This window comes from Microcoleus sp. F4-D5 (assembly GCF_036704885.1).
In the GTDB taxonomy this organism is placed as follows: Bacteria; Cyanobacteriota; Cyanobacteriia; order Cyanobacteriales; family Microcoleaceae; genus Microcoleus.
The window spans coordinates 1-21,573 of sequence record NZ_JAUBSX010000053.1; the positions used below are offsets into that span (position 1 = coordinate 1).

Here is a 21,573-nt window from a genome sequence, read left to right on the forward strand (position 1 = left end):
ACACTCGTAGCCTAAAGGCTACAACTGCGTTTCATCCCCGGCTTAAAAGACCGGGGTTCTCACGCGACGCGCTATAGTAAAATTCAATTTCAGCGTGGATACTTCGACAAGTTAACGTGGTTCACTCAAATGGGTATACCAATTACTTTGGAAAGTGACGGCGCAGCATAACAATTCTGTTGCAACTAAGGTGCAGAGTCTTTGCGCTTCGCTTAGATTCGATCGCCGCCCAACAGGCTTGTTTGACTAGCATTGAGAATATTATTTTCTATCGGTAAGTAGATACCGCTTTGAGCGCGTTACTACCGCCCGATTGCTCACAGATGATAGAACTTGATATTAATCGTACATTTTGTAATTTTGCCGATCGACTTGTCCAGCGCCCTTAAAGCTGTTTTAAACCTCCGGCGGCAAGTCCACGCTGTAGAGAATTTTGCCTTCAAGGTTGTGCAGCGCCACAGTCATCACCTGACTGTCGCCATTAATTTTAACCGTACCAAAGAACTGAAAACCTTTTGTAGGAGGTAGATTTTCTACTTCTGGTAGCGACAAACTTTGGAATTTAACAAGGGGACCAAAAGTATTGTCAAGCTTATTTGGTCCGTAAGTTCCAGCGTGAAGCGGCCCGGCAACAAACTCCCAAAACGGTTTAAAATCAGTAAATTGAGCTTGACCGGGATCGTAGTAGTGCGCGGCAGCATAATGCACGTCAGCGGTCAGCCAAACGACATTTTGGATATTGTTTTGCTGGATAAAGCGCAACAACTGAGCAAGTTCGAGTTCGCGTCCCAATGCAGGACCATCTCCATTGGCGAGGTTCTCAAATTTGCCGCTGTTTTTGCCATCTTCAATCACCAATCCGATCGGCATATCGCTAGCAATTACTTTCCACCTTGCCTTTGAATTCTGCAATTTGTTCTTTAACCACCTAACTTGGGCATTACCCAAAAACGCTGTTTCTTCACTTGCTGCTGTCTGACGGTTGGTAGTGTTTAGTCCTCGGTAGCTGCGCATATCCAGCATAAAAATTTCCAGGGAAGAACCGTAATTGAACGAACGGTAAATCCGTTCTGGGTCGTTGGCATCGAAGCGCATTGGCGTATACTCCATAAATGCTTGCTTGCCTCGCGCTGCCAGTAAAGAACTGCTTTTGACTTTGTAGCGGTCATCGCTAATTAGCATCTCGCCGGGATACCAGTTGTTTGTAGTTTCGTGGTCATCCCACTGAACTAGCTGAGGCACTTCGGCGTTGAAGCGCCGGAAGTTATTGTCTAGCAGGTTGTAGATGTAATTTCCGCGAAACTCTGTTAAGGTTTCAGCTACTTTTGACTTTTCTTCTGTTGTGATGTTTTTCCAGATACTACCGTCGTCAAGTTTTACCTCAGATTTAATCGGATTATCTGCATAGATGTAATCGCCAGAATGAATGAAGAAGTCTGGCTTAAGCTGCCTGATAGTTTCATAGATTTTCATGCCGCCCCATTCAGAATTGATACCCCAACCCTGTCCGGCGGTGTCTCCAGACCAGGCAAAAAAGATGTCGCGCTTGCTGTTTGGAGGTGTGCGGAAACTCCCCGTAACGGGGGCGCTGTAGATGTTTGGATCGGCTAAATTCTGGAAGCTGACTCGATAGAATATTTGCCGGTCGGCTGGTAGGTCAATCAGGTTAATACGCGCCGTGTAATCGCTAGTTTCCAACGCTGCAGGTCCGATGATGCGCTGCACGTTGCCGAAGGAGTCGGCGGTGTCATATTCGACTATCATCCTGGAGGAGCGATCGCACCGACTCCAAATCACCGCACTGTTGCCGGTAATATCACCGCTAGCAACACCGTATGGAATGCTGGGGCGCATCCGATCCGAGGTGATAATTGCCGGTGCAGAAGATTGTGCTAACCCAGATTTCGATCGCAGGTTGGCTACAACAATACCGCTACCTGCAATTGCCGAACCGAGTAGAAAATGGCGGCGGCTGAGTTGGTCTTTTTTTTTACCTTTCATGGGTACCCTCTTCTTTAAAAATACCGAGACTGTACTTTAACTAATTTGTGATGTACGCAACTATCAGCAAATTCACTCCTGTTCCTGAGACGCACCGAACTGTGAGGAGGAAAACAAATCCCACAGACAAAGGCAGGTTTTATATCAAGTTTTAGTGTACCCAAAATAAAGGTAGCAGGCGATTGATGAAAAAGCAACCATCTAGACCACCAAAGCACGATATTAACCATTTGTCTTCGCTTTTTCCTCTGCTAGTGCTTTCGCTAAACCAGCAGCTTCAAAAGAAGCATATTAACCTTGACTAGCTATTTTGTTCTGAACATCCAATGGGATTAAACCTGATTCATTCAATAATTAGGCTACCACGAAATTTAGTAGCAACAGTCGATCGGAGTGAGATAACTCTTTGAGGAGGGGTAAAATTTCGGTAAGACGCATAAGTTAAAGGTTTAATAAACTTAGGTAACATTTATTTTAGATTCTTTAGCTCTCCCTTTTACAATACTCCCAGGCGATCGGCTCAATCAGGCGGTCGATCGGACCGATCGGAGATATTGGGGTTTTGCTGCATGAGATCGCGCTTTACTAACTTTAGCCGTAAAGCGCGATCGCACTTTTGGGAAAAAAATACTGCTCCTAACCTCTTCAAGGCGATCTGTGTGTGTTCAAGCGTTTCGGAATAGAAGATTGAGGGCGCGACGAACGTAGGTTGTCCAAGATTCAGAAGGCGGTTGAAAAATCAGAGCATAGAGCATAATCCCGCTCATTGTATCGAAGATTAAATCCGAGTCTAAATCTGCCTGAATTTCCTTTCTCGCTTTTGCCCGTTCCAAGACTACTGCAAAAGCTTTTCGTCGAGGTTGTAAATATTTTGTCCAATAGATTTGAGCAAATTGAGGATTACTTGATGCACTGCTAATAATCATGGCAACGGTTTGTCGTCCGATCGGGTTGAGTGTAATTTGAGCAGCGTTTTGAATCAGAGTATCAATATCGCTTTGAAGATTACCTGTATCAGGAATCACAATTTCTTCTCGAATACTCTCGATCGCATCCGCCACAAGTTCTTCTTTTGAAGCATAGCGGCGGTAGATAGTAGTCTTACCAACTCCGGCGCGAGCAGCGATCGCATCCATACTCATTGCAGCAAACCCGACTTCTGCCAGCAATTCTAGAGCCGCTTGCAGAATTGCTTGATGAGATTGGGCGCTGCGAGGTCTTCCGGGTGGCTTTTTGTTGGTATCACTCATGAGTGCTATTATAGTTTACGATACAGTTTCGTATCGAAATATAAATTATGACTCAGCGCCCTCACTACAAAGACAAAAACAGCACCCAGACCCTTCGAGAAGGTCTAAGGGAATACTACGCGCTTAATCCCCATGTAACTCCGCCTGAGACTCAGCCGCCAGAATTCGCCAAAATACTGCTTGCTCATGATGTTGGTCATGTCATTTACGGCTGCGATACAGGTATGTACGACGAGCTAAAAATTCTGCCACTCTTTTGGTGGACGAGTGAGTGTACTTTTCAGACTTATCTAAAAATGAAAAATACACCAGCCGTAGACGTTATGTATGACGATATGATTCGAGAGAAGGGTATACTTTGGCTCTATGGAGCAGTTCTTAGGGTGCTTCCTCCACTGGTTCCAGAACTGATATCAATTTGGTTCAAAACTCGTAAACGCCAAAACCGCGTTCCTTTTCTGGAGTTTGAGCCTTTGCTCGATCGTTCTCTCCTAGACATTCGCCAAGAGTTTAGTCTGTTGCAGTTTATCAAGTGAACTATTCTTGCTTAATGCACTAGCTAGCCTTAATTTTAGAGCGAGCGCGCTTTCCTCGACAAGTCCCCCTCATTTCTTCCTTTTGCCAGATGACAACCCTTAACTCGTGAAAGCAAAATCGATAATATTTCGAGTCAGAGTATATGCCGCAATACTTCGGAAAACTCCAAACTACTGAACAGCCTTGGTCAACGATCGCCTCAGTACAATCCATAAATAAAACAGATCGCACAATCCACTTTAATTGCGGCGAGACCTCCCTAAATATCAGCATCCTCGCACCGAATTTAATCCGAGTGCGAATGTCCCCGACAGGTGAATTTAACAGCCGATCGCACTCAATAACTCTCGCTGACGAAGAGTGGGAAATTACACCATTTGAAGTGCGAGAAACTGACGAAAAAATAGAAATTGAAACCGCAGAAATATTAATTTACGTAAAGCGATTTAGCCCTGCAATCGAATGCTTTGACAAATCGGGAAAACCCTTTGCTAGCGACTGCGATCGCAGTATGGGATGGCGCGCAGGTGCAACCGCAGGCTGGAAGCGCATCGAAGCAGACGAACACTTCTACGGTTTCGGCCAACGCACCGGCTTTCTCGACAAACTCTCCGAAGTCAAGACAAACTGGACAACCGACTCCCTCGACTACAATTCCCTCACCGATGAAATGTACCAGGCGATCGCATTTTACATCGCCCTGAATCCCGATCGCGCTTACGGCTTTTTCTTCAACACGACATTTTGGAGTCAATTCGACATCGGCGCCGAACAACCGGGGGTTTTGCGGATGGAAACCAGAGGCCCGGAACTCGATTACTACATCATTTACGGCCCGGAACCCGCCCAAATTATCGCCACCTACACGCAGTTAACCGGCCGGATGCCGCTTCCGCCAAAATGGGCGCTGGGATACCACCAATGCCGCTGGAGCTACGAATCAGAGGACGTTGTGCGGGAGTTGGCGAAGGAATTTCGCGATCGGGCGATTCCCTGCGATGTCATCCACCTCGACATCGACTATATGCGCGGCTACCGCGTTTTTACCTGGAGCCCGAAGCGTTTCCCCGATCCGGCGAAACTGATCGCAGACTTGAAAGCAGCGGGTTTTAAGGTGGTTACGATTGTCGATCCCGGTGTCAAGTACGAACCGGAAGCAGATTATGAAATATTCGATCGCGGTGTGGAGAATGACTATTTCGTTCGCACCGCAGAGGGAAAGCTATTCCACGGTTACGTTTGGCCGGACAAAGCGGTGTTTCCCGACTTCCTGCGGCCGGAGGTGCGGCAGTGGTGGGGCGAATTGCACAAAACTCTGACAGATATTGGGATTGCGGGGATTTGGAACGACATGAACGAACCTGCGATCGCAGAACGGCCTTTTGGCGACGGCGGCGAACACATCAGCTTTCCCCTGGATGCACCGCAAGGCCCGGAATCCGATCGCGCTACCCACGCGGAAACCCACAATTTGTATGGGTTGATGATGGCGAAAGCTTGTTCGGAAGGATTGCAAAAAGTGCGATCTGGCGATCGATCTTTTGTGCTGACGCGATCGGGTTTTGCGGGCGTTCAGCGTTACTCCTCGGTGTGGATGGGCGACAATCAATCGCAGTGGGAACACTTAGAAATGTCGCTACCAATGCTTTGCAATATGGGGCTTTCCGGCGTGGCGTTTGTCGGTTGCGACATCGGCGGTTTTGCGGGGAATGCAACGGCTGAACTGTTCGCGCGGTGGATGCAGGTGGGGATGCTGTATCCCTTGATGCGCGGTCATTCGGCGATGAGTACGGCGCAGCACGAACCGTGGGTTTTTGGCGATCGCACTGAGAAGATTTGCCGCGAATACATCAATTTGCGCTATCAGTTGTTGCCTTATATTTACACGTTGTTTTGGGAAGCTGCGACGGCGGGAACGCCGATTTTGCGACCGCTACTGTATCACTTTCCGCGCGATCGGGCAACTTATCACCTTTACGATCAAGTATTGCTCGGCCCGTCGCTGATGGCTGCACCTGTTTACCGCCCGGGAGTTGAACACCGCGCCGTGTATTTGCCGGAGGGTACTTGGTACGATTGGTGGACGGGTGAATGCTATCAGGGCCCGACGCACATTTTAGCTTATGCACCTTTGGAAAGAATGCCGCTGTATGCGCGGGGTGGGGGCATAATTGCGATCGCGCCCGTGAGGCAATTTGTCAGCGAAGAACCGCTTGATTCATTGAAAATGCGAATTTGGCCCGGAAGCGGTGAATGGACGCTTTATGAGGACGACGGACACAGTTTTGAGCATGAAAAAGGTGTCTGGGCTACGACTAATTATAAGGTGTATTTGGAAGGGGAAAAAATCATCGTTGAAATTGCCGCGCGCGAGGGTCAATTTTTGATATCAGAACGCGAAGTTATTGTGGAAGTTGTTGGCGTTGGCGAACAGCGATTTACAGATGACGGTACGGTGCGGCGTTTGACATTTGGATAGTTTTGGCATAAAGCGGTTTATGCTATGGTGGGATTCATTCAGGGCGATCGCTCGATCTGGTAGAGTTTGAGATGGAAAGGGCGATCGTATTTCTCGATCGAGCGATCGCCTGTGATTCCATTGTGGCTAGATAAAATTCATTTCAAGAATAGCCAAGATATTAGCAGACTAGAGCAATCCCAAAAAACATCTAACAAATTTGCCAAAGGTGTGGGATAAATTGTAAGGTAAAGGTTTTGAGGGTATAAGGAAGTCGCATGGCGAGGCAAAAGAAACCTGACCAAAGAGCGATCGCGCAATACAAGCACGAAAACCAACAAAGGGTAAATAACCCACCCGTCGGACTGGTTACGCCAGACACCGATCCAGATGGGGATAGCAAACAATATGCCTACGATCCTCATCTTGCCCCTCAGTTAGATTGGGCTGGGAAAGCAGAACATACTAGCTTTGAAGTCCCTACAGTCTCGCTGCACGTTCACGAACGCATCGATCCGCGCAGCATTATTGAAGCAGTACGGAAGCAAAATCAAAGTCCGGGTGTGCAGTTATCTATGTTTGAAACAGCAGAAGAAAATCCGCCCATTCGACAGGCGATCGAGTTTTACAAGCACAAGCATAATTGGAGTAACCGCTTAGTTGCTGGAGACTCGCTGTTAGTGATGAATTCCCTATTAGAAAAAGAGGGAATGGCAGGACAAGTACAGATGATTTATTTCGATCCGCCCTATGGGATTAAATATGGTTCAAATTTTCAGCCGTTTGTGAATAAGCGGGATGTGAAAGATGGGAAAGATGAGGATTTGACTCAAGAACCAGAAACGATTAAAGCGTTTCGGGATACTTGGGAATTAGGTATTCATTCTTATTTGACTTATTTAAGAGATAGATTGTTATTGGCGAGAGAGTTGTTATCTGAAAGTGGTAGTATTCTTGTGCAAATTTCGGATGAGAATGTGCATCATGTTACAGAGTTAATGGATGAAATTATGGGGCATAAAAACCGGATATCTTTAATTAGTTTTTTAAGGGGAGGTGCTAATACAAATACTATAGGACTACCATCAGTTAATGACTTTTTATTGTGGTATGCCAAAGATTATAATCAGGTCAAGATTAATCCCTTGCTTATTAATGATGGGGGATGGGCATCGAGATCGCAAGATTTATGGGTAGAAAAAGAAGGAGAAAAAAACCGCATAACTAGCCTTCGTGAAGCCCCAAAAAAATCATTGATTTTTACACATAGAGCTTTAGAATCTGCTCGAAGCACTGGTAGTGAGTTAAATAAATTTCCAATTAAGTTTGAAGGAAAAGAGTTTAAGCCAAAACGGGGTTGGTCAACGACACCTGATGGAATTAATAGATTAGCACAAGCGAATCGGTTATTGACATTAGGCAATAGCTTAAGATTTATTGTTTATTTATCAGATTTCCCCTTTTCCACACTGACTAATAACTGGACAGATACAATTGAAAGTGGATTTGCTTCTCACAAAATATATGCTGTACAAACAGCAACTAAAGTCATTCAACGCTGTATTTTAATGACCACCGACCCAGGCGATTTAGTTCTCGACATCACCTGCGGTAGCGGCACAACTGCCTACGTTGCCGAACAGTGGGGACGCAGATGGATAACCTGCGATACCTCGCGGGTAGCAATAACACTAGCAAGACAGCGCTTGATGACCGCCAGCTTTGACTATTACCAGTTAGCAAAACCACAAGAAGGCGTAGGCGGTGGTTTCAAATACAAAACCGTCCCTCACATCACCCTTAAATCTATTGCCAATAACCCAGAAATTCGGGAAGGCATGAACCGCATAGAAATCGAACAAGCTATTAATAAATATGCCGACCAAGAAACTCTCTACGACCAACCCTTGATAGATAAATCCAGAGTCAGAGTTACAGGCCCATTTACAGTCGAGGCAGTCCCCGCCCCCATAGTCAAACCAATTGATGATGTTATAAATCCACCCGTTGCTGACCAATCAATTGCTCGTTCTGGTGAGACTCTGCGGCAATCAGAATGGCGTGATGAAATGCTAAAAACAGGAATTCGCGGTAAAAACGGGCAATACATCCTGTTTTCGCGAGTCGAAGCTTTACCCGGTACTCGCTGGCTTCATGCCGATGCCGAAACTAAACCTAACGATTTGGGAGCCAATACCGTCAAAGAATCTGGCGGCACTTATGATAAACCGATGCGAGTTGTGATTTCTTTCGGCTCAGAACACGCTCCCCTAGAACAACGCCACGTTAACCAAGCTATTGAAGAAGCATACAATTTAGTACCCAAGCCTAAATTAATTATCTTTGCCGCCTTCCAGTTTGACCCTGAAGCTGCCAAAGACATCGACGAAACCAACTGGCCCGGTGTCACGCTTCTGAAAGTACAAATGAACATGGATATGCAGACAGAAGACCTTAAGAAAAAACGCGCTAGTAACGATAGCTTCTGGCTGATGGGTCAACCAGATGTCGCCCTCCGCCGCATCAACAGAGGAGAAGATGCAGGTAAGTGGGAAGTAGAAGTTCACGGTTTCGATTATTACAACACCAAGACTGGAAAGATCGAGTCTGGCAGCGTTGAAAAAATTGCCGTATGGATGTTAGATATCGATTATGATGGCAGAAGCGTTTTCCCGCGTCAGGTTTTCTTCCCGATGGCAGGAGAAAAAGATGCTTGGTCGCGTCTAGCCCGCAATCTCAAAGCCGAAATTGACGAGGATTTAATTGAGTCTTATCAGGGTACTGTTTCGTTACCTTTTGAAATTGGAGAACATCAGCGCGTTGCTGTTAAGATTGTGGACGATAGAGGAATTGAGAGTTTGAAGATTATTCGGTTAACGCCATAATTGCAAATTCAAAGAAACCGGGTTTCTAGCGTCCGCAGATTGTTATCATATTAAAATGATATTAGAGGATTGGAGACTTTACCATGATTCAAGCAATATCCAAGTTAATGACTTTTGATGAGTTTCTGGAATGGAAACCAGAAAACGGACGCTACGAACTACATAACGGAGTTATTGTTGAAATGCCAAATCCAACTGGTAAACATTCAGCCAGCGCCGGTTTTCAGGCGTTCGAGTTTGGTTTAGAAATCAGGCGACTACAACTTCCTTACTTTATTCCCAAGGAATGTACAATTAAATTTAGCGATAACTCGGGCTACGATCCAGACGTAATTGTATTAGATAAACAAGCCGTAGCAGCCAATGAGTCTCGATGGGAAAGAGAATCAGTTATTACTCAGGGAGATTCCGTAAAATTAGTGGTTGAAGTGGTCAGCACAAATTGGCGTGATGATTATGCACACAAAATGATCGATTATGAAGCATTAGGCATTCCTGAATATTGGATTGTAGATTATTTGGGTTTAGGTGGTAGCCGTTATATTGGTTCTCCGAAACAGCCTACTTTATCGGTTTATCAGTTAGTTGATGGTGAGTATCAAATTAAGCTGTTTCGGGGAGATAAAAGGGTTGAATCAGCGGTATTCCCAGAATTGAATTTGACCGCAAAGCAAATTTTTAATTGTGGGTAAGTGTTCAGACCGTCAATCTTATTATACTAAAAAGCGTTTTACTATAATAAGATTCCGCTCCAGCCGTCTTATTTCACTGGAATAACATAAGATAACAAGACCTCAACCTTTGTCCCTCCGTCACCCAATTATGCGATCTGGTCGATACGTCCAACAAATTGAAGGATACAGCGCCTTCATTCCAGCGCCACTCCCCCCAAAACCGCCCATCAAAATGGACGCAGAGTTAAATCGCTTGCTCTCCAATGCCGATCGCGCTTTGGGAAGACTAGACGGTGCTACCTCTATTTTGCCAAACCCTGACCTATTCGTAGCGATGTACGTCCGTCAGGAAGCCGTTCTTAGTTCGCAAATTGAAGGAACGCAAAGCACCCTAGAGGACGTACTTCAATATGAAATTGATGTCAAAGGTCAAGAACGCTTTAAAGATGTGCAGGAGGTTGTTAACTACGTTAACGCCATGAACTACGGTTTAAAGCGGCTTCAAGAATTTCCACTTTGTCTGCGCTTGCTGCGAGAAATTCATACAGAATTACTCAAAGACGTGCGAGGAAGCGATCGCACACCGGGAGAATTTCGGAAAAGTCAAAATTGGATTGGCCCTCAAGGTTGTAACCTGGCTACTGCTGCTTTTGTACCTCCAACAGTGGCAGAAATGCACAAAACCCTCGATAATCTAGAAAAATTTTTGCACGATACCAATTCTTTACCTGTACTGATTCATTGCGGATTAGCTCACGCTCAATTTGAAACAATACACCCATTTTTAGATGGAAATGGACGGATTGGACGATTGCTCATTACTTTTTTGCTTTGTCAGCAAGGAATCCTGCAAAAGCCTTTACTATACCTCAGTCATTATCTAAAATTTCACAGAATAGAATATTACGATCGCCTGATGGCAATTCGCACTCATGGTGATTGGGAAGGATGGTTAAAGTTTTTTCTTCAAGGTATTTTTGAAGTCAGTCAGTCAGCAACAACAACAGCCCGTTCTATTCTGGAAATGCGCGAAAAACACCGCGAAATTATTGGGCAGCAAATTTCCAGTAGCACTTATGGATTGCGCTTGCTAGATATACTTTTCCAGCACCCGATCGTGAATATTCGTTTAGTAGAAAACGAATTGCAATGTAGTTACGCAACAGCTCGGAAAATAGTCGATAAATTTGTAGAAATTGCTTTGGTTCAAGAAGTCACAGGTTGGCAACGCAACAGACTTTATCGTTACAAACCCTATCTGGATCTTTTTGAAAGCAGCTACTCACTAATCAATCCAGAAAAATCTGATTCTCTACCATCAACTCAAAGTTAATCTTTTTTTAATACAGCAAATTATATGTCATCAAAAACTAACATCGATCAACTTATTATCAATTCTCCCTACGAAGAACCGCAAGAATATTGGCACTACGATCGCACTTCTCGCCTATTTAGCCGAGCAGAAGGGAGAAGACCCGCAGGCTATATCATTGCTTCCGAAAGCTCCAAAACCTTCGACGATCCAGGCAAATTTGTCGAAATTCCTCTAGTTAACCAAATCCGTCCCCGCGTCAAAGCTTGGTGCAATGAGGGATACCCCGGAGTTACAGGCGTTACCAAGCGTCTGCTAGAACACTGGCACAACTCCGAAGAACGCGACTTTCCCTTCTTTTTCTGTCAGTTAGAAGCCATAGAAACCCTAATCTGGCTCACGGAATCCCGCGCGTCTGAAAAAGTTGGTATCGACATTCCTTCCGATGGGGGAAACTTCAAACGCCTGTGTTCCAAAATGGCAACAGGTTCCGGCAAAACAATCGTCATGGCGATGTTAATTGCATGGCAAATTCTGAATAAAGTTACCTATCCCCAAGACTCCAGCTTTTCCAAAGCTATTTTTGTCATAGCCCCCGGACTTACAGTTAAGAATCGTCTGCAAGTTCTGCTTCCCTCTGCTGAAAATAGCTACTACGAAATTTTCAATATTGTTCCTCTCGGCTTATTCGATCAACTTCGTCAAGGCAAAGTTTTAATCCGTAACTGGCACACCCTTAATTGGGAAACTGAGGAACAAATTAAAAAGAAAAAAGGAGTTGATAAACGTGGGGCAAAAAGTAATGAAGCCTACGCCCGAGAGGTTTTAGGTGAACTTGCCAACTCCAGCAACATAGTTGTCATCAACGACGAAGCACACCACGCATGGCGCATTCCTGCTGAATCCAAAGTTAAAGGTATCAGCAAAGAAGACTTAGATGAGGCAACTAAGTGGGTGGGTGGGTGCGATCGCATCCACCAAGCTAGAAAAATCCTCACCTGCTTTGACTTCTCCGCCACACCCTTCGCCCCGTCTGGTAAAAAGAGTTCAGAAGAAGCTTTATTTGGCTGGATTGTCAGTGATTTTGGCTTAAATGATGCGATCGAATCTGGCTTAGTCAAGACTCCCCGCGTTGTGATTCGCGACGATGCAAGACTCAACGTGCAAGATTTCAAATCCCGTCTTTACCATCTTTATCGAGATCCAGAAGTTTACGATGATGTAAATCGTAAAGCCAAGCCTAATGAATCGCTTCCTGATTTGCTCAACAACGGCTACCTCTTACTCGGAAAAGATTGGCTGGAAACTGCTAAAGCATGGAAAGAATCTGAGCATAAAGTTCCACCAGCAATGATTTCGATCGCCAACCGTACCGAAACTGCTGCCCGAATCAAATATGCCTTTGACCATAACAAAATTCAGGTCGAAGAACTCTGCATTCCAGAATACACATTACACATAGATTCTAACGTTCTGAAAATGGCAGAATCCCAAGAGGAAAGCACTGAGATACAAGACACAAACCCAGAAACTGCCGAAGATGATAACTCTGATGATGAGCCTATTCGCAAACTTTCTAAGAAAGAACAGGCAGAACTTTTACGGCAAATGGTGGATACGGTTGGTCAAGTTGGAAAGCCTGGGGAACAGATTCAAAATGTCATCTCAGTTGGGATGCTGTCTGAAGGCTGGGACGCTAAAACTGTAACGCATATTATGGGGATTCGCGCATTCACCAGCCAGCTTTTGTGTGAACAAGTGGTAGGTAGAGGTTTACGGAGAACTACTTACGACATCAACCCAGAAACAAAGCTACTTGAAGCCGAATATGTTAATATTTTTGGTGTTCCTTTTACCTTTCTTCCCCACGAATCCGATGAAGGAACGCCGCCTCCGCCCCCTACTCCTAAAACTGAAATTAAACCCGATCCTGAAAAGCAGCAGTTTGAAATAAGCTTTCCAAATATCGTTCGCATTGATTACATTTATAAACCTGAACTAAAACTAAATATGTCTCAAGTGGAGACTTTACAGTTAGATGCCTATGACAATAGCACACTAGCAGAACTCGCTCCTATTGTGGATGGCAAACCGGATGTGACTAAAATTAAGGCGATCGACCTAGAAGATTTAGGTCGAAAACAGCGACTGCAAAAAATCACTTTTGAGGTTGCTAGAGATATTTTTGACCAGATGAAACCGGCTTGGAAAGGCAATCGAGAATACTTACTGGCAAAACTGATTCGATTAGTAGAAGAATTTATACACTCAGATTTTCTCCAAATTACTCCCCCATTGTTCAATCGAGACGAAATTCGACGGCGTATCCTGATCACTCTTAATCTGAGAAAAGTCGTTGAACACATCTGGAAAGCTATTTATTTAGAAAATACAGAAAGAATTGAACCAGTTTTTGATCCAGTTCATCCAATCCGATCTACAGGTGATATGCGTTCCTGGTACACAGGTAAACCTTGTGAGCACACTCGTAAATCTCACATCAACTGCTGCGTCTTTGACAGTACATGGGAAGCCAGCGAAGCCTACGAACTCGATCGAGAAAGAAACGATCGTATTGTAGATGCTTGGGTGAAAAACGATCACCTTGGATTTGAGATTCTCTATATTTTTGGCGGAGTTGTTCGGAAATATCGCCCCGACTTTATAGTTCGTCTGAAAAATGGCAATTTTTTGATTCTAGAAACTAAAGGGCAACCAACTCGTCAAGATGAGGCTAAATGGGGATTTCTCGATCAGTGGATTAAAGCTGTTAACCAGCATGGTGGTTTTGGTCATTGGCAACGTGCAGTCTCAACACATCCATCTGACGTTAGGCTAATCTTGGAGGAAGCTGCATTTCAGTTGAGATAAAGTTACTATAATATACCGTCCGGGGATGAGTAGACCCGACACCTACCCACAAATAATGCAACCCATCCAAATTACCACATTCCAATCTCTGTGGCGCAGCCTCGGCCTGATAATCAAAGCCGCACCAATTGAACTCCGCCATTTAATAATACTCAACATTATCAGCGGTGCTGCCCCATCTGCCGTGCTATTTTTAGATAAATTAATTATCGATGAAGTATCTCGGTTGCTGTCGCAAACCCAAACAGCACAGCCCCTTGCTTTGATGCTTTCCCGGCCAATATTGCTGTGGAGTATTGCCGGAGTCTTAAGTCTTAGGTTAGTCGGCGATGCCCTAGACACAATGAGCTCTTTTGCAGCTACATCTTTGCGCGATCGCGTTCAAGGCTTTGTCGAAGGAAAAGTCCTGGAAAAAGTCGCCAATTTCGACGATATTGCCCTGTTTGAAAACCCCGAACTATTAAATATTGTAGAACTAGCAAAAACCGGAGTATTCAAAATACAGCAACTAGCATTTACCATCAGCATGACCATCACGGGAATTTTTATATTTATTCCATCGATAGGCCTTGCTGCTGCAATAGCTTGGTGGGTGCCAGTGGTGATGTTGATTTCATCCTGTCCCTCAATTTACATCCAAAGAAAATATAGCAAAATCATCTGGAGAGTTCAAAGAAAACAAGCTAAAATTAGCCGCGAGATGAACTTATCCGCTAGAGTCTTGACGGGCGAAGAATATGCTAAAGAATTGCGTTTGTTTGGCTTGCAGGAACTTTGGCTCAAACGCTGGCAGGGTCAATTTTTGCAATTTTTTAGCGAGATGCAGCAAATCCGAAAAAAAGGAGCAATTGTTTTACTTTTGTGGTCAGTGTTTAGTAGAATAGGAGTAGCTTTGCCATTTGTTTATGTGGTAATGGGAGCTTTGGGTGGTCGCTATACTTTGGGAGATTTGGCGCTGTATTCGGGTTTGATTGTTCAGGTGGAGCAAAGTTTGCAATTACTTATAGGCAATTATGCTAATTTGTACGATATTTCCTTGGGCGTTAGTCCTATTTTTCAACTTTTGGAACTCAAGCCAGAATTGCAGTCTCCGCTTGGAGATGTGGCGTCTCGCCTGCCTAGTTTACCAGAAGACGGGCAAGATGCCCGTGCCACAAATCAATTACAAGATCGCGGGCAAGATTCCCGCCCCACAAAAGATAAAATTGGTATCGAGATTAAGCATTTATCTTTCTGCTATCCCGGTAGCAATAAAAGCACGGTTGAGGATATCAACTTAACCATTAATCCGGGTGAAATGCTAGTGCTTGTTGGTGAAAATGGCACGGGTAAAACAACTCTTGGCAAACTCCTCGGCCGCCTGTACGACCCGACAAGCGGTACGATCGCCTGGAACGGCAAAGATTTGCGATCGTACTCTCTAGCATACGTGCGATCGCGCATCGCCGTCGTCATGCAAGATTACGCCCGTTTCCCCTCCACAGTCCGCGAAAACGTCGGTTTCGGCGACTTGCTTTCACTGTCAGATGACACCGCAATTAACGAAGCTATTTCCGAAGCAGGAATTAGCGCCAAAGTCAATAGTTTAGAGCAAGGTTTAGAAACACCCCTAGGGAAACAATTAGAAGACGGCATAGACTTATCGGGGGGACAGTGGCAAAGAATTGCGATCGCCCGCGCCTTAATGCGGCTTTCTACAGCCGAAGTGCTCATTTTTGACGAACCGACCGCCGCCCTAGACCCCAAGACAGAACACGAAATTTACAGCATCTTCCGCCAAATAGCCGCCGGGAAAACAACCATAGTCATCAGTCACAGATTGGGATTAGCAAAAATAGCCGATCGCATCGCCGTGATGGAAAACGGTAAAATAGCAGAAATAGGAACTCACGACGAATTGATAGCATCAAACGGAATTTACTGCTCAATGTTCACCCGTCAAGCTAGCAGCTATATTTAAACAGTTGACAGTTGACATACGATGTTAGCCTGATGAGTACCAGAAACAGGTTTTTGAAAGTATGGCTAAGCGTTCCAGTATTCTTTAAGTATATTTACAAACCGACGAAGTGATTTAGCTGTCCTAGGACAAACATACTTGTAGCTCGAAGTATCATAGTGCTCTCCACCCGGAGCAACTATAGATTCAATAAGCTCAGCCAACTCATTAACGGTGTGTTCTTGTCCTTTTTCGACAGTAAATGACAGGTAACTGCCATCATTACGAAATTCTGTTTGATGGCTTGCAATCCAGTCTGTCACGCCTTGATTAATTGGAATATTCCCAGATAAAACAACTCTAACTTTACCTTCTGAAATCACATCTGCAAATATCTCACAAAAATATGAATATAATCCCTGCGAACCAAAATCTTGGGTAGGAGAGCGATCGTCGATAATAAAACGCTCACCCTTGTCAAAATTTTTAATTCGTTTGTCACGAAATCCACCGTATTCATCGAAAAGCTTGCGTTTTAGCACGTTTAATGTCTCCATACTAATGGAACTACTTAAACATTATAACTTAAAAATACCGCAATTTTCTCATCTATGCCAACTCATTCTTACCCCATGTTGGGTTCTCCTTTTCTCGATCGAGTTCGGCAAGCATCCACCTCGAACACATGAGCAGTCACACTGAAAGAGCTACCTCAATTACATACTAAACTAAATTTACTTTTCGATCGCGCATTAAATCCCACATTTAGAGTTAAATAAACATAATTCCCGTAGGGGCGGGTTCATCAACCATCTCTAACTCTCACCAACAATCTATATAAACCCCCCCGCACCCAATGACGAATTCACGTGAAGCGCAGCTATCCCGTAGGGAATCGCATTTCTGTCGCTGCGTGGCGAGAAACCGGGTTTCTGCGACAATTTGCGGCCTCGCACGAGAAATATCGGAAGAAACCCGGTTTCTGAGCGTGCGATCTTTTTGAGAAAATTGTCAGAAAGTGCGAGTTATAATAAGACCAACCTAGTTGGCGATAATATCAACGATGGAAACTATAACTCTCAACCTACCTGCCGCCGTCGGTTTAACCGACGAACAATTTTATCAATTGTCCATCGCTAATGAAGAGTGGCGATTAGAACAAACCCCCGAAGGAGAACTAATTATTATGCCTCCAACAGGCGGCGAAAGCGGCATCAGAAATTCCGATCTCAACCTACGAGTCGGCTTGTGGAATGAACGGACTCAATTAGGAAAAGTCTTTGACTCTTCCACCGTCTTTCAATTACCCAACGGTGCGAAGCGTTCTCCCGATGTTTCTTGGGTACTCCGAGAACGTTGGGAAGCATTATCCGCAGAAGATAAGCGCAAATTTCCTCCCCTGTGCCCGGACTTTGTAATAGAATTGCGATCGCAAACTGATTCCCTAGAAACCTTGCGGGCTAAAATGCGGTATTATCGAACTAACGGCTGTCGCTTAGGTTGGCTAATTGACCCCCAAACGCCTTTAGTAGAAATCTATCGGTTGTCTGAAGATGTAGCAGAAGTGATTAATTTCTCTTTTGACCAACCGCCTACACTTTCGGGTGAAGATGTACTCCCCGGATTTCTCCTCGATCTTACACCTATTCTCAATCCTTGAATCTAGATCCAGAACTGTTGCCCAAGTGGCGAGAAACCGGGTTTCTGGGACAATTTGAGTTGAGTACGAGAAATAAGGGAAGAAACCCGGTTTCTGAGATGAGCCTCCATCCACACAAATGATGAGCAATTATCTCCCCGTCAGCGTATCCGCATAAGGATCGGGCAAAGCTTGCTGCACCTCCAAAAGCGGCAAAGGATCTCCAGTCAATGGGTTACTATTCAAATTTTTTTTTAGCCCATCACCCCGGCGATCTCGCTCTTGCAACTTCAGCAATTCCTCTTGATAAACCGCAACAATTCGCGATAAACTCACCACCAAATCATCCCAATTCTCATCTCCTACCAACTTCTCAGAAATTCCCTCAAATAACTCTCCCGCTTGCCTTTTTTGAACATAAGCTTTCAAAAGCTTTCCCGACTTTTGCAAAACGGCCTGATAAATATCCCCATCAGACCACCACAGCCCCTGTTGACTCAGCAGCCAAGTCAAAATATACTCGCGAGCGTGTTGCTCTTTCACCCAAGCCGCGAGATACTGCAAATCTTCCATAGTTACAACAGTCTCCTCAATTTTCCTTAAAATGTCCGCTTGTTTGTATCTACCGTTACTGCGATCGACATAATACCTGCCTTATCATCACCCGCCCGCGTCATTAATACCCCTTAAATCTTAAAAAAACCCTACTGATTTACCAAACAGCAATTCTGAGAATATAAAAATAAACCTAAACCTCCTAGGTCTATTGTCCAATACTTTCTGTCCACCGGAAAGCGCTACACCCCGCCTCGCTTTCCTCTCTCGCAAACCTATCATCAAGCGGGAACAACCAGCGGGTTATTAGCATGACAAAGCAAAATTTTGGTTTAATCGGTCTAGCAGTGATGGGCGAAAACCTAGCGCTCAACGTCGAAAGCAGAGGCTTCTCCGTGGCTGTGTACAACCGGACAGCAGCCAAAACCGACGACTTCATGGCCCTGCGCGCCCCCGGCAAGAACATTGTAGGCACCAAGACTCTGACAGAATTCGTCAATGCCCTAGAAACCCCGCGCCGAATCTTAGTCATGGTGCAAGCTGGGAAACCCGTAGATGCAGTCATCGACCAGCTCAAACCCATGCTGTCACCGGGCGACATGATTATTGACGGCGGCAACTCGCTATACGACGACACCGAACGCCGCACCAAAGATTTAGAATCGATCGGACTGGGATTTGTCGGCATGGGCATCAGCGGCGGCGAAGAAGGCGCCCTCAACGGTGCTAGTTTGATGCCCGGCGGCACCCGCACTGCTTACGGCCTACTAGAGCCCATTCTCACCAAAATTGCCGCTCAAGTAGATGACGGCCCCTGCGTCACATTCATCGGCCCCGGTGGCGCCGGTCACTACGTGAAGATGGTTCACAACGGCATTGAGTACGGGGATATGCAGCTCATTGCTGAAGCCTACGATTTGCTAAAAAACGTTGGTGGATTGAACGCGCAGCAGTTGCACGAAGTTTTTGCCGAATGGAATACCACAGACGAACTCAACTCGTTTTTGATTGAAATTACGGCTAACATTTTCAAATACATTGACCCGGAAACTAAACAACCCTTAGTTGAGGTAATTATGGACGCAGCCGGTCAGAAAGGCACCGGCCGCTGGACTGTAATGAGTGCTTTGGAATTGGGCGTGAGCATTCCGACAATTATTGCTGCTGTGAATGCGAGAATCATGTCTTCTTACAAAGACGAGCGCGTTAAAGCTTCCCAACAACTGACCGGGCCTAGCGGCAAGTACGAAGGCGATACTAAAGAGTTTGTGAACAAAGTCCGGGATGCGCTTTACTGCTCGAAGATTTGCTCCTACGCGCAAGGTATGGCACTTTTGAGCGCGGCCTCGAAGTCGTACAACTATGACTTAAGTTTGAGCGAAATTTCCCGAATTTGGAAGGGTGGCTGTATCATTCGGGCTGGATTTTTGGACAAGATTAAAAAAGCTTTCAAGGACGATCCCGCGTTGCCGAATTTGCTGTTAGCGCCGGAGTTCAAACAGAGCATTCTCGATCGCCAATCGGCTTGGCGGGACGTGTTAGCTACTGCTTGCCAACTAGGAATTGCAGTACCAGCCTTTAGCGCGTCGCTGGACTATTTCGACAGCTATCGGCGCGATCGATTGCCGCAAAACCTCACGCAAGCTCAGCGTGATTATTTCGGGGCTCACACCTACGAACGCACCGACCAACCGCGCGGCGAATTCTTCCACTCGGAGTGGACGCAGACTGCTAAAGAATCGCTGCAAACCGGTACTACCGATTAATTAATTTTTGTAGGGTGCGTTTCGGCGCACCTTACAAATAGATTAATGATATTACTACAAACCGCTGTTATTCCTGAACCCATACGGATACTGAACCCCCTTGACAGCGAAACTCGCCCCAACCCCACTCGTTAGTAGAAACAGGTTCCTGAATATGCCCTGTTAAATCCACAAACTTAGCATGAGGTTTACCAACTTCCATCCACTTGAAACCCTCCGGACCGTCACTCATAATTACTGCCATTGCCTGTGGATGTTTCCGATTGCCCAATCTCGTCCAGCCAATTGTATTCCAATGATCGAAATAGTCATATTGAGGGCCGTAGGCGAAGTGTTTGCGAGCATGGAGAAACTTGTCAATTAGCGATCGATAAGAGGGCAAAACAATCTTATACCGATTGCCATCGCGCCCCCAATCTTCATATTCTGCACCGTAATAATCGCCGTAGAAAACGCAGGGATAACCTTCTCTTCGCAATAGAATAATCGCATAAGCAAGAGGTTTAAACCAGGGTTCTACCACAGATTCAAGTGCTTGCAGCGGTTGGGAGTCGTGGTTTTCGACAAAGGTTACTGCATGAGTCGGTTGCTGCTGCATCATTGTACCGTCTAAGATGCGCCGCATATCGTAGTTACCGCCCTGTTGGCTGGCGTAATGAAAGTTGTAATGCAGCGGCACATCAAAAACTGACATTTTGCCCTTAACTGAACCGACATACCAGTGCAGGATATCGATATTTGGTGCCCAATACTCACCGACAACAAACAAATCTTTGCCAACATATCGTTCCAATTCATCCAACCATTCCGGAAAAAACCAAGACGATATGTGCTTGATTGCATCTATACGGAAACCGTCGGCACCTGTTGTGTCGAGATACCACTTACCCCAGCGTGTAATTTCATCTCTTACCCATCGATCCTGGAAATCCAGATCGCACCCCATTAAATATGCAAAATTGCCATTTTCTAGGGCAACATAGTCATCAAAAATTCTCCCTTCTACCAAATAGACTGTACCGCGTTCGTCTGGATTGTATTCGTTGTAGTCTACTGCGTCAAAATGCCACCAGTGCCATTCAAATTGAGAATATTTACCTTTGCGTCCGGGAAAGTTAAAATGGGTGTAGCTTTTGATTTCTTGCAACCAACCTTTGGGATTTAGCCGATTGTGGTAAGGATAAGGAGTTGCCTTAAATATCTCTGCTGCATCTGCACCCATTTTGTGGTTGATAACTACATCGGCATAGATTTGGATCTGAGATTGGTGCAGGGCTGCGATCGCATCCAAGTATTGCTGCTTAGTACCGTATTTGGTCCGAATTGAACCTTTTTGGTCGAATTCTCCCAAATCAAATAAGTCGTACACCCCATATCCAACGTCACTTTTCCCGCCCATTCCTTTGTAAGCAGGGGGCAGCCACAGTGCCGTAAAACCCGCATTTGCTAATTGTTTAGCTTGGTTTTTCACCTCATCCCACAGGGTTCCTCGATCGTCCATGTACCAGTGGAAATATTGCATCATCGTGCCGTTGATATCTGCCATTTTTCACCCTTGCCTCGAGATGATACTGAAAATTTAAGGCGATCTTAGGTTACAGCATTGCCAATTGTCACTGTATCCGCATTAATTTTTTCCAAAACTCCGGTTTGGGTGTGATAAAAGTTTTGTTGCAGTTCTAAAAT

At 45.2% G+C, this 21,573-nt stretch carries 14 protein-coding genes; 9 read left to right on the top strand and 5 right to left on the bottom strand.

Annotation, left to right across the window (positions count from 1 at the left end; all coding sequences use genetic code 11):
- Nucleotides 1-396 precede the first annotated feature (396 nt).
- The gene (locus QUA80_RS21950; RefSeq protein ID WP_333427190.1) at nt 397-2,001 is read right to left on the bottom strand and encodes an alkaline phosphatase D family protein; all 1,605 of its coding nucleotides are present in this window, start codon (nt 1,999-2,001) and stop codon (nt 397-399) included.
- 665 nt (nt 2,002-2,666) lie between these two features.
- Nucleotides 2,667-3,251, bottom strand: a complete 585-nt coding sequence (locus QUA80_RS21955) for a TetR/AcrR family transcriptional regulator (protein WP_333427191.1) — start codon at nt 3,249-3,251, stop codon at nt 2,667-2,669.
- Between the two features lie 47 nt (nt 3,252-3,298).
- On the opposite strand from QUA80_RS21955, the gene QUA80_RS21960 reads away from it, so the two are divergent.
- The 7 genes from QUA80_RS21960 to QUA80_RS21990 all read left to right on the top strand — a co-directional run bounded on the left by QUA80_RS21960 (nt 3,299) and on the right by QUA80_RS21990 (nt 15,948).
- Nucleotides 3,299-3,787: a hypothetical protein gene (locus QUA80_RS21960; RefSeq protein WP_333427192.1), complete on the top strand. Its 489-nt coding sequence runs from the start codon at nt 3,299-3,301 to the stop codon at nt 3,785-3,787.
- A 143-nt stretch (nt 3,788-3,930) separates the two neighbouring features.
- The gene (locus QUA80_RS21965) at nt 3,931-6,267 is read left to right on the top strand and encodes a glycoside hydrolase family 31 protein (RefSeq protein WP_333427193.1); all 2,337 of its coding nucleotides are present in this window, start codon (nt 3,931-3,933) and stop codon (nt 6,265-6,267) included.
- Between the two features lie 257 nt (nt 6,268-6,524).
- Nucleotides 6,525-9,131: a site-specific DNA-methyltransferase gene (locus QUA80_RS21970; RefSeq protein ID WP_333427194.1), complete on the top strand. Its 2,607-nt coding sequence runs from the start codon at nt 6,525-6,527 to the stop codon at nt 9,129-9,131.
- 83 nt (nt 9,132-9,214) lie between these two features.
- Nucleotides 9,215-9,823, top strand: coding sequence for a Uma2 family endonuclease (locus QUA80_RS21975; RefSeq protein ID WP_333427195.1), 609 nt, complete (start codon nt 9,215-9,217; stop codon nt 9,821-9,823).
- Nucleotides 9,824-9,953: 130 nt separating this feature from the next.
- Entirely contained in the window at nt 9,954-11,138 is a 1,185-nt protein-coding gene (locus tag QUA80_RS21980) for a Fic family protein (protein WP_333427196.1), read from the top strand.
- Nucleotides 11,139-11,162: 24 nt separating this feature from the next.
- Entirely contained in the window at nt 11,163-13,988 is a 2,826-nt protein-coding gene (locus tag QUA80_RS21985) for a BPTD_3080 family restriction endonuclease (RefSeq protein ID WP_333427197.1), read from the top strand.
- A 55-nt stretch (nt 13,989-14,043) separates the two neighbouring features.
- Nucleotides 14,044-15,948 carry an ABC transporter ATP-binding protein gene (locus QUA80_RS21990; protein ID WP_333427198.1) on the top strand — a complete coding sequence of 635 codons (1,905 nt, stop codon included), beginning with the start codon at nt 14,044-14,046 and terminating at the stop codon, nt 15,946-15,948.
- 65 nt (nt 15,949-16,013) lie between these two features.
- On the opposite strand, the gene QUA80_RS21995 is transcribed toward QUA80_RS21990, so the two are convergent.
- A complete protein-coding gene (locus QUA80_RS21995; protein ID WP_333427199.1) occupies nt 16,014-16,469 on the bottom strand; it encodes a hypothetical protein in 456 nt (151 codons plus the stop codon).
- A 521-nt stretch (nt 16,470-16,990) separates the two neighbouring features.
- On the opposite strand from QUA80_RS21995, the gene QUA80_RS22000 reads away from it, so the two are divergent.
- The gene (locus QUA80_RS22000; protein WP_333427200.1) at nt 16,991-17,587 is read left to right on the top strand and encodes a Uma2 family endonuclease; all 597 of its coding nucleotides are present in this window, start codon (nt 16,991-16,993) and stop codon (nt 17,585-17,587) included.
- 129 nt (nt 17,588-17,716) lie between these two features.
- Here QUA80_RS22000 and QUA80_RS22005 read toward each other — a convergent pair whose 3' ends face one another.
- Entirely contained in the window at nt 17,717-18,139 is a 423-nt protein-coding gene (locus QUA80_RS22005; protein ID WP_333427201.1) for a hypothetical protein, read from the bottom strand.
- 293 nt (nt 18,140-18,432) lie between these two features.
- Here QUA80_RS22005 and gnd point away from each other — a divergent pair, with 293 nt between their 5' ends.
- Nucleotides 18,433-19,887 carry a decarboxylating NADP(+)-dependent phosphogluconate dehydrogenase gene (gnd, locus tag QUA80_RS22010; protein ID WP_333427202.1) on the top strand — a complete coding sequence of 485 codons (1,455 nt, stop codon included), beginning with the start codon at nt 18,433-18,435 and terminating at the stop codon, nt 19,885-19,887.
- A gap of 67 nt (nt 19,888-19,954) precedes the next feature.
- Here gnd and QUA80_RS22015 read toward each other — a convergent pair whose 3' ends face one another.
- Nucleotides 19,955-21,433, bottom strand: a complete 1,479-nt coding sequence (locus QUA80_RS22015) for an alpha-amylase (RefSeq protein ID WP_333427203.1) — start codon at nt 21,431-21,433, stop codon at nt 19,955-19,957.
- Nucleotides 21,434-21,573 lie beyond the last annotated feature (140 nt).

Excerpts from the sequence above, each read along its gene's own strand:
- QUA80_RS21980 (WP_333427196.1), top strand. The coding sequence starts at position 9,954 with ATGCGATCTGGTCGATACGTCCAACAAATTGAAGGATACAGCGCCTTC.
- QUA80_RS21975 (WP_333427195.1), top strand. The coding sequence starts at position 9,215 with ATGATTCAAGCAATATCCAAGTTAATGACTTTTGATGAGTTTCTGGAA.
- QUA80_RS21990 (WP_333427198.1), top strand. The coding sequence starts at position 14,044 with ATGCAACCCATCCAAATTACCACATTCCAATCTCTGTGGCGCAGCCTC.
- gnd (WP_333427202.1), top strand. The coding sequence starts at position 18,433 with ATGACAAAGCAAAATTTTGGTTTAATCGGTCTAGCAGTGATGGGCGAA.
- QUA80_RS21965 (WP_333427193.1), top strand. The coding sequence starts at position 3,931 with ATGCCGCAATACTTCGGAAAACTCCAAACTACTGAACAGCCTTGGTCA.
- QUA80_RS22005 (WP_333427201.1), bottom strand. The coding sequence starts at position 18,139 with ATGGAAGATTTGCAGTATCTCGCGGCTTGGGTGAAAGAGCAACACGCT.
- QUA80_RS21985 (WP_333427197.1), top strand. The coding sequence starts at position 11,163 with ATGTCATCAAAAACTAACATCGATCAACTTATTATCAATTCTCCCTAC.
- QUA80_RS21960 (WP_333427192.1), top strand. The coding sequence starts at position 3,299 with ATGACTCAGCGCCCTCACTACAAAGACAAAAACAGCACCCAGACCCTT.
- QUA80_RS22015 (WP_333427203.1), bottom strand. The coding sequence starts at position 21,433 with ATGGCAGATATCAACGGCACGATGATGCAATATTTCCACTGGTACATG.
- QUA80_RS21950 (WP_333427190.1), bottom strand. The coding sequence starts at position 2,001 with ATGAAAGGTAAAAAAAAAGACCAACTCAGCCGCCGCCATTTTCTACTC.
- QUA80_RS21955 (WP_333427191.1), bottom strand. The coding sequence starts at position 3,251 with ATGAGTGATACCAACAAAAAGCCACCCGGAAGACCTCGCAGCGCCCAA.
- QUA80_RS21970 (WP_333427194.1), top strand. The coding sequence starts at position 6,525 with ATGGCGAGGCAAAAGAAACCTGACCAAAGAGCGATCGCGCAATACAAG.
- QUA80_RS22000 (WP_333427200.1), top strand. The coding sequence starts at position 16,991 with ATGGAAACTATAACTCTCAACCTACCTGCCGCCGTCGGTTTAACCGAC.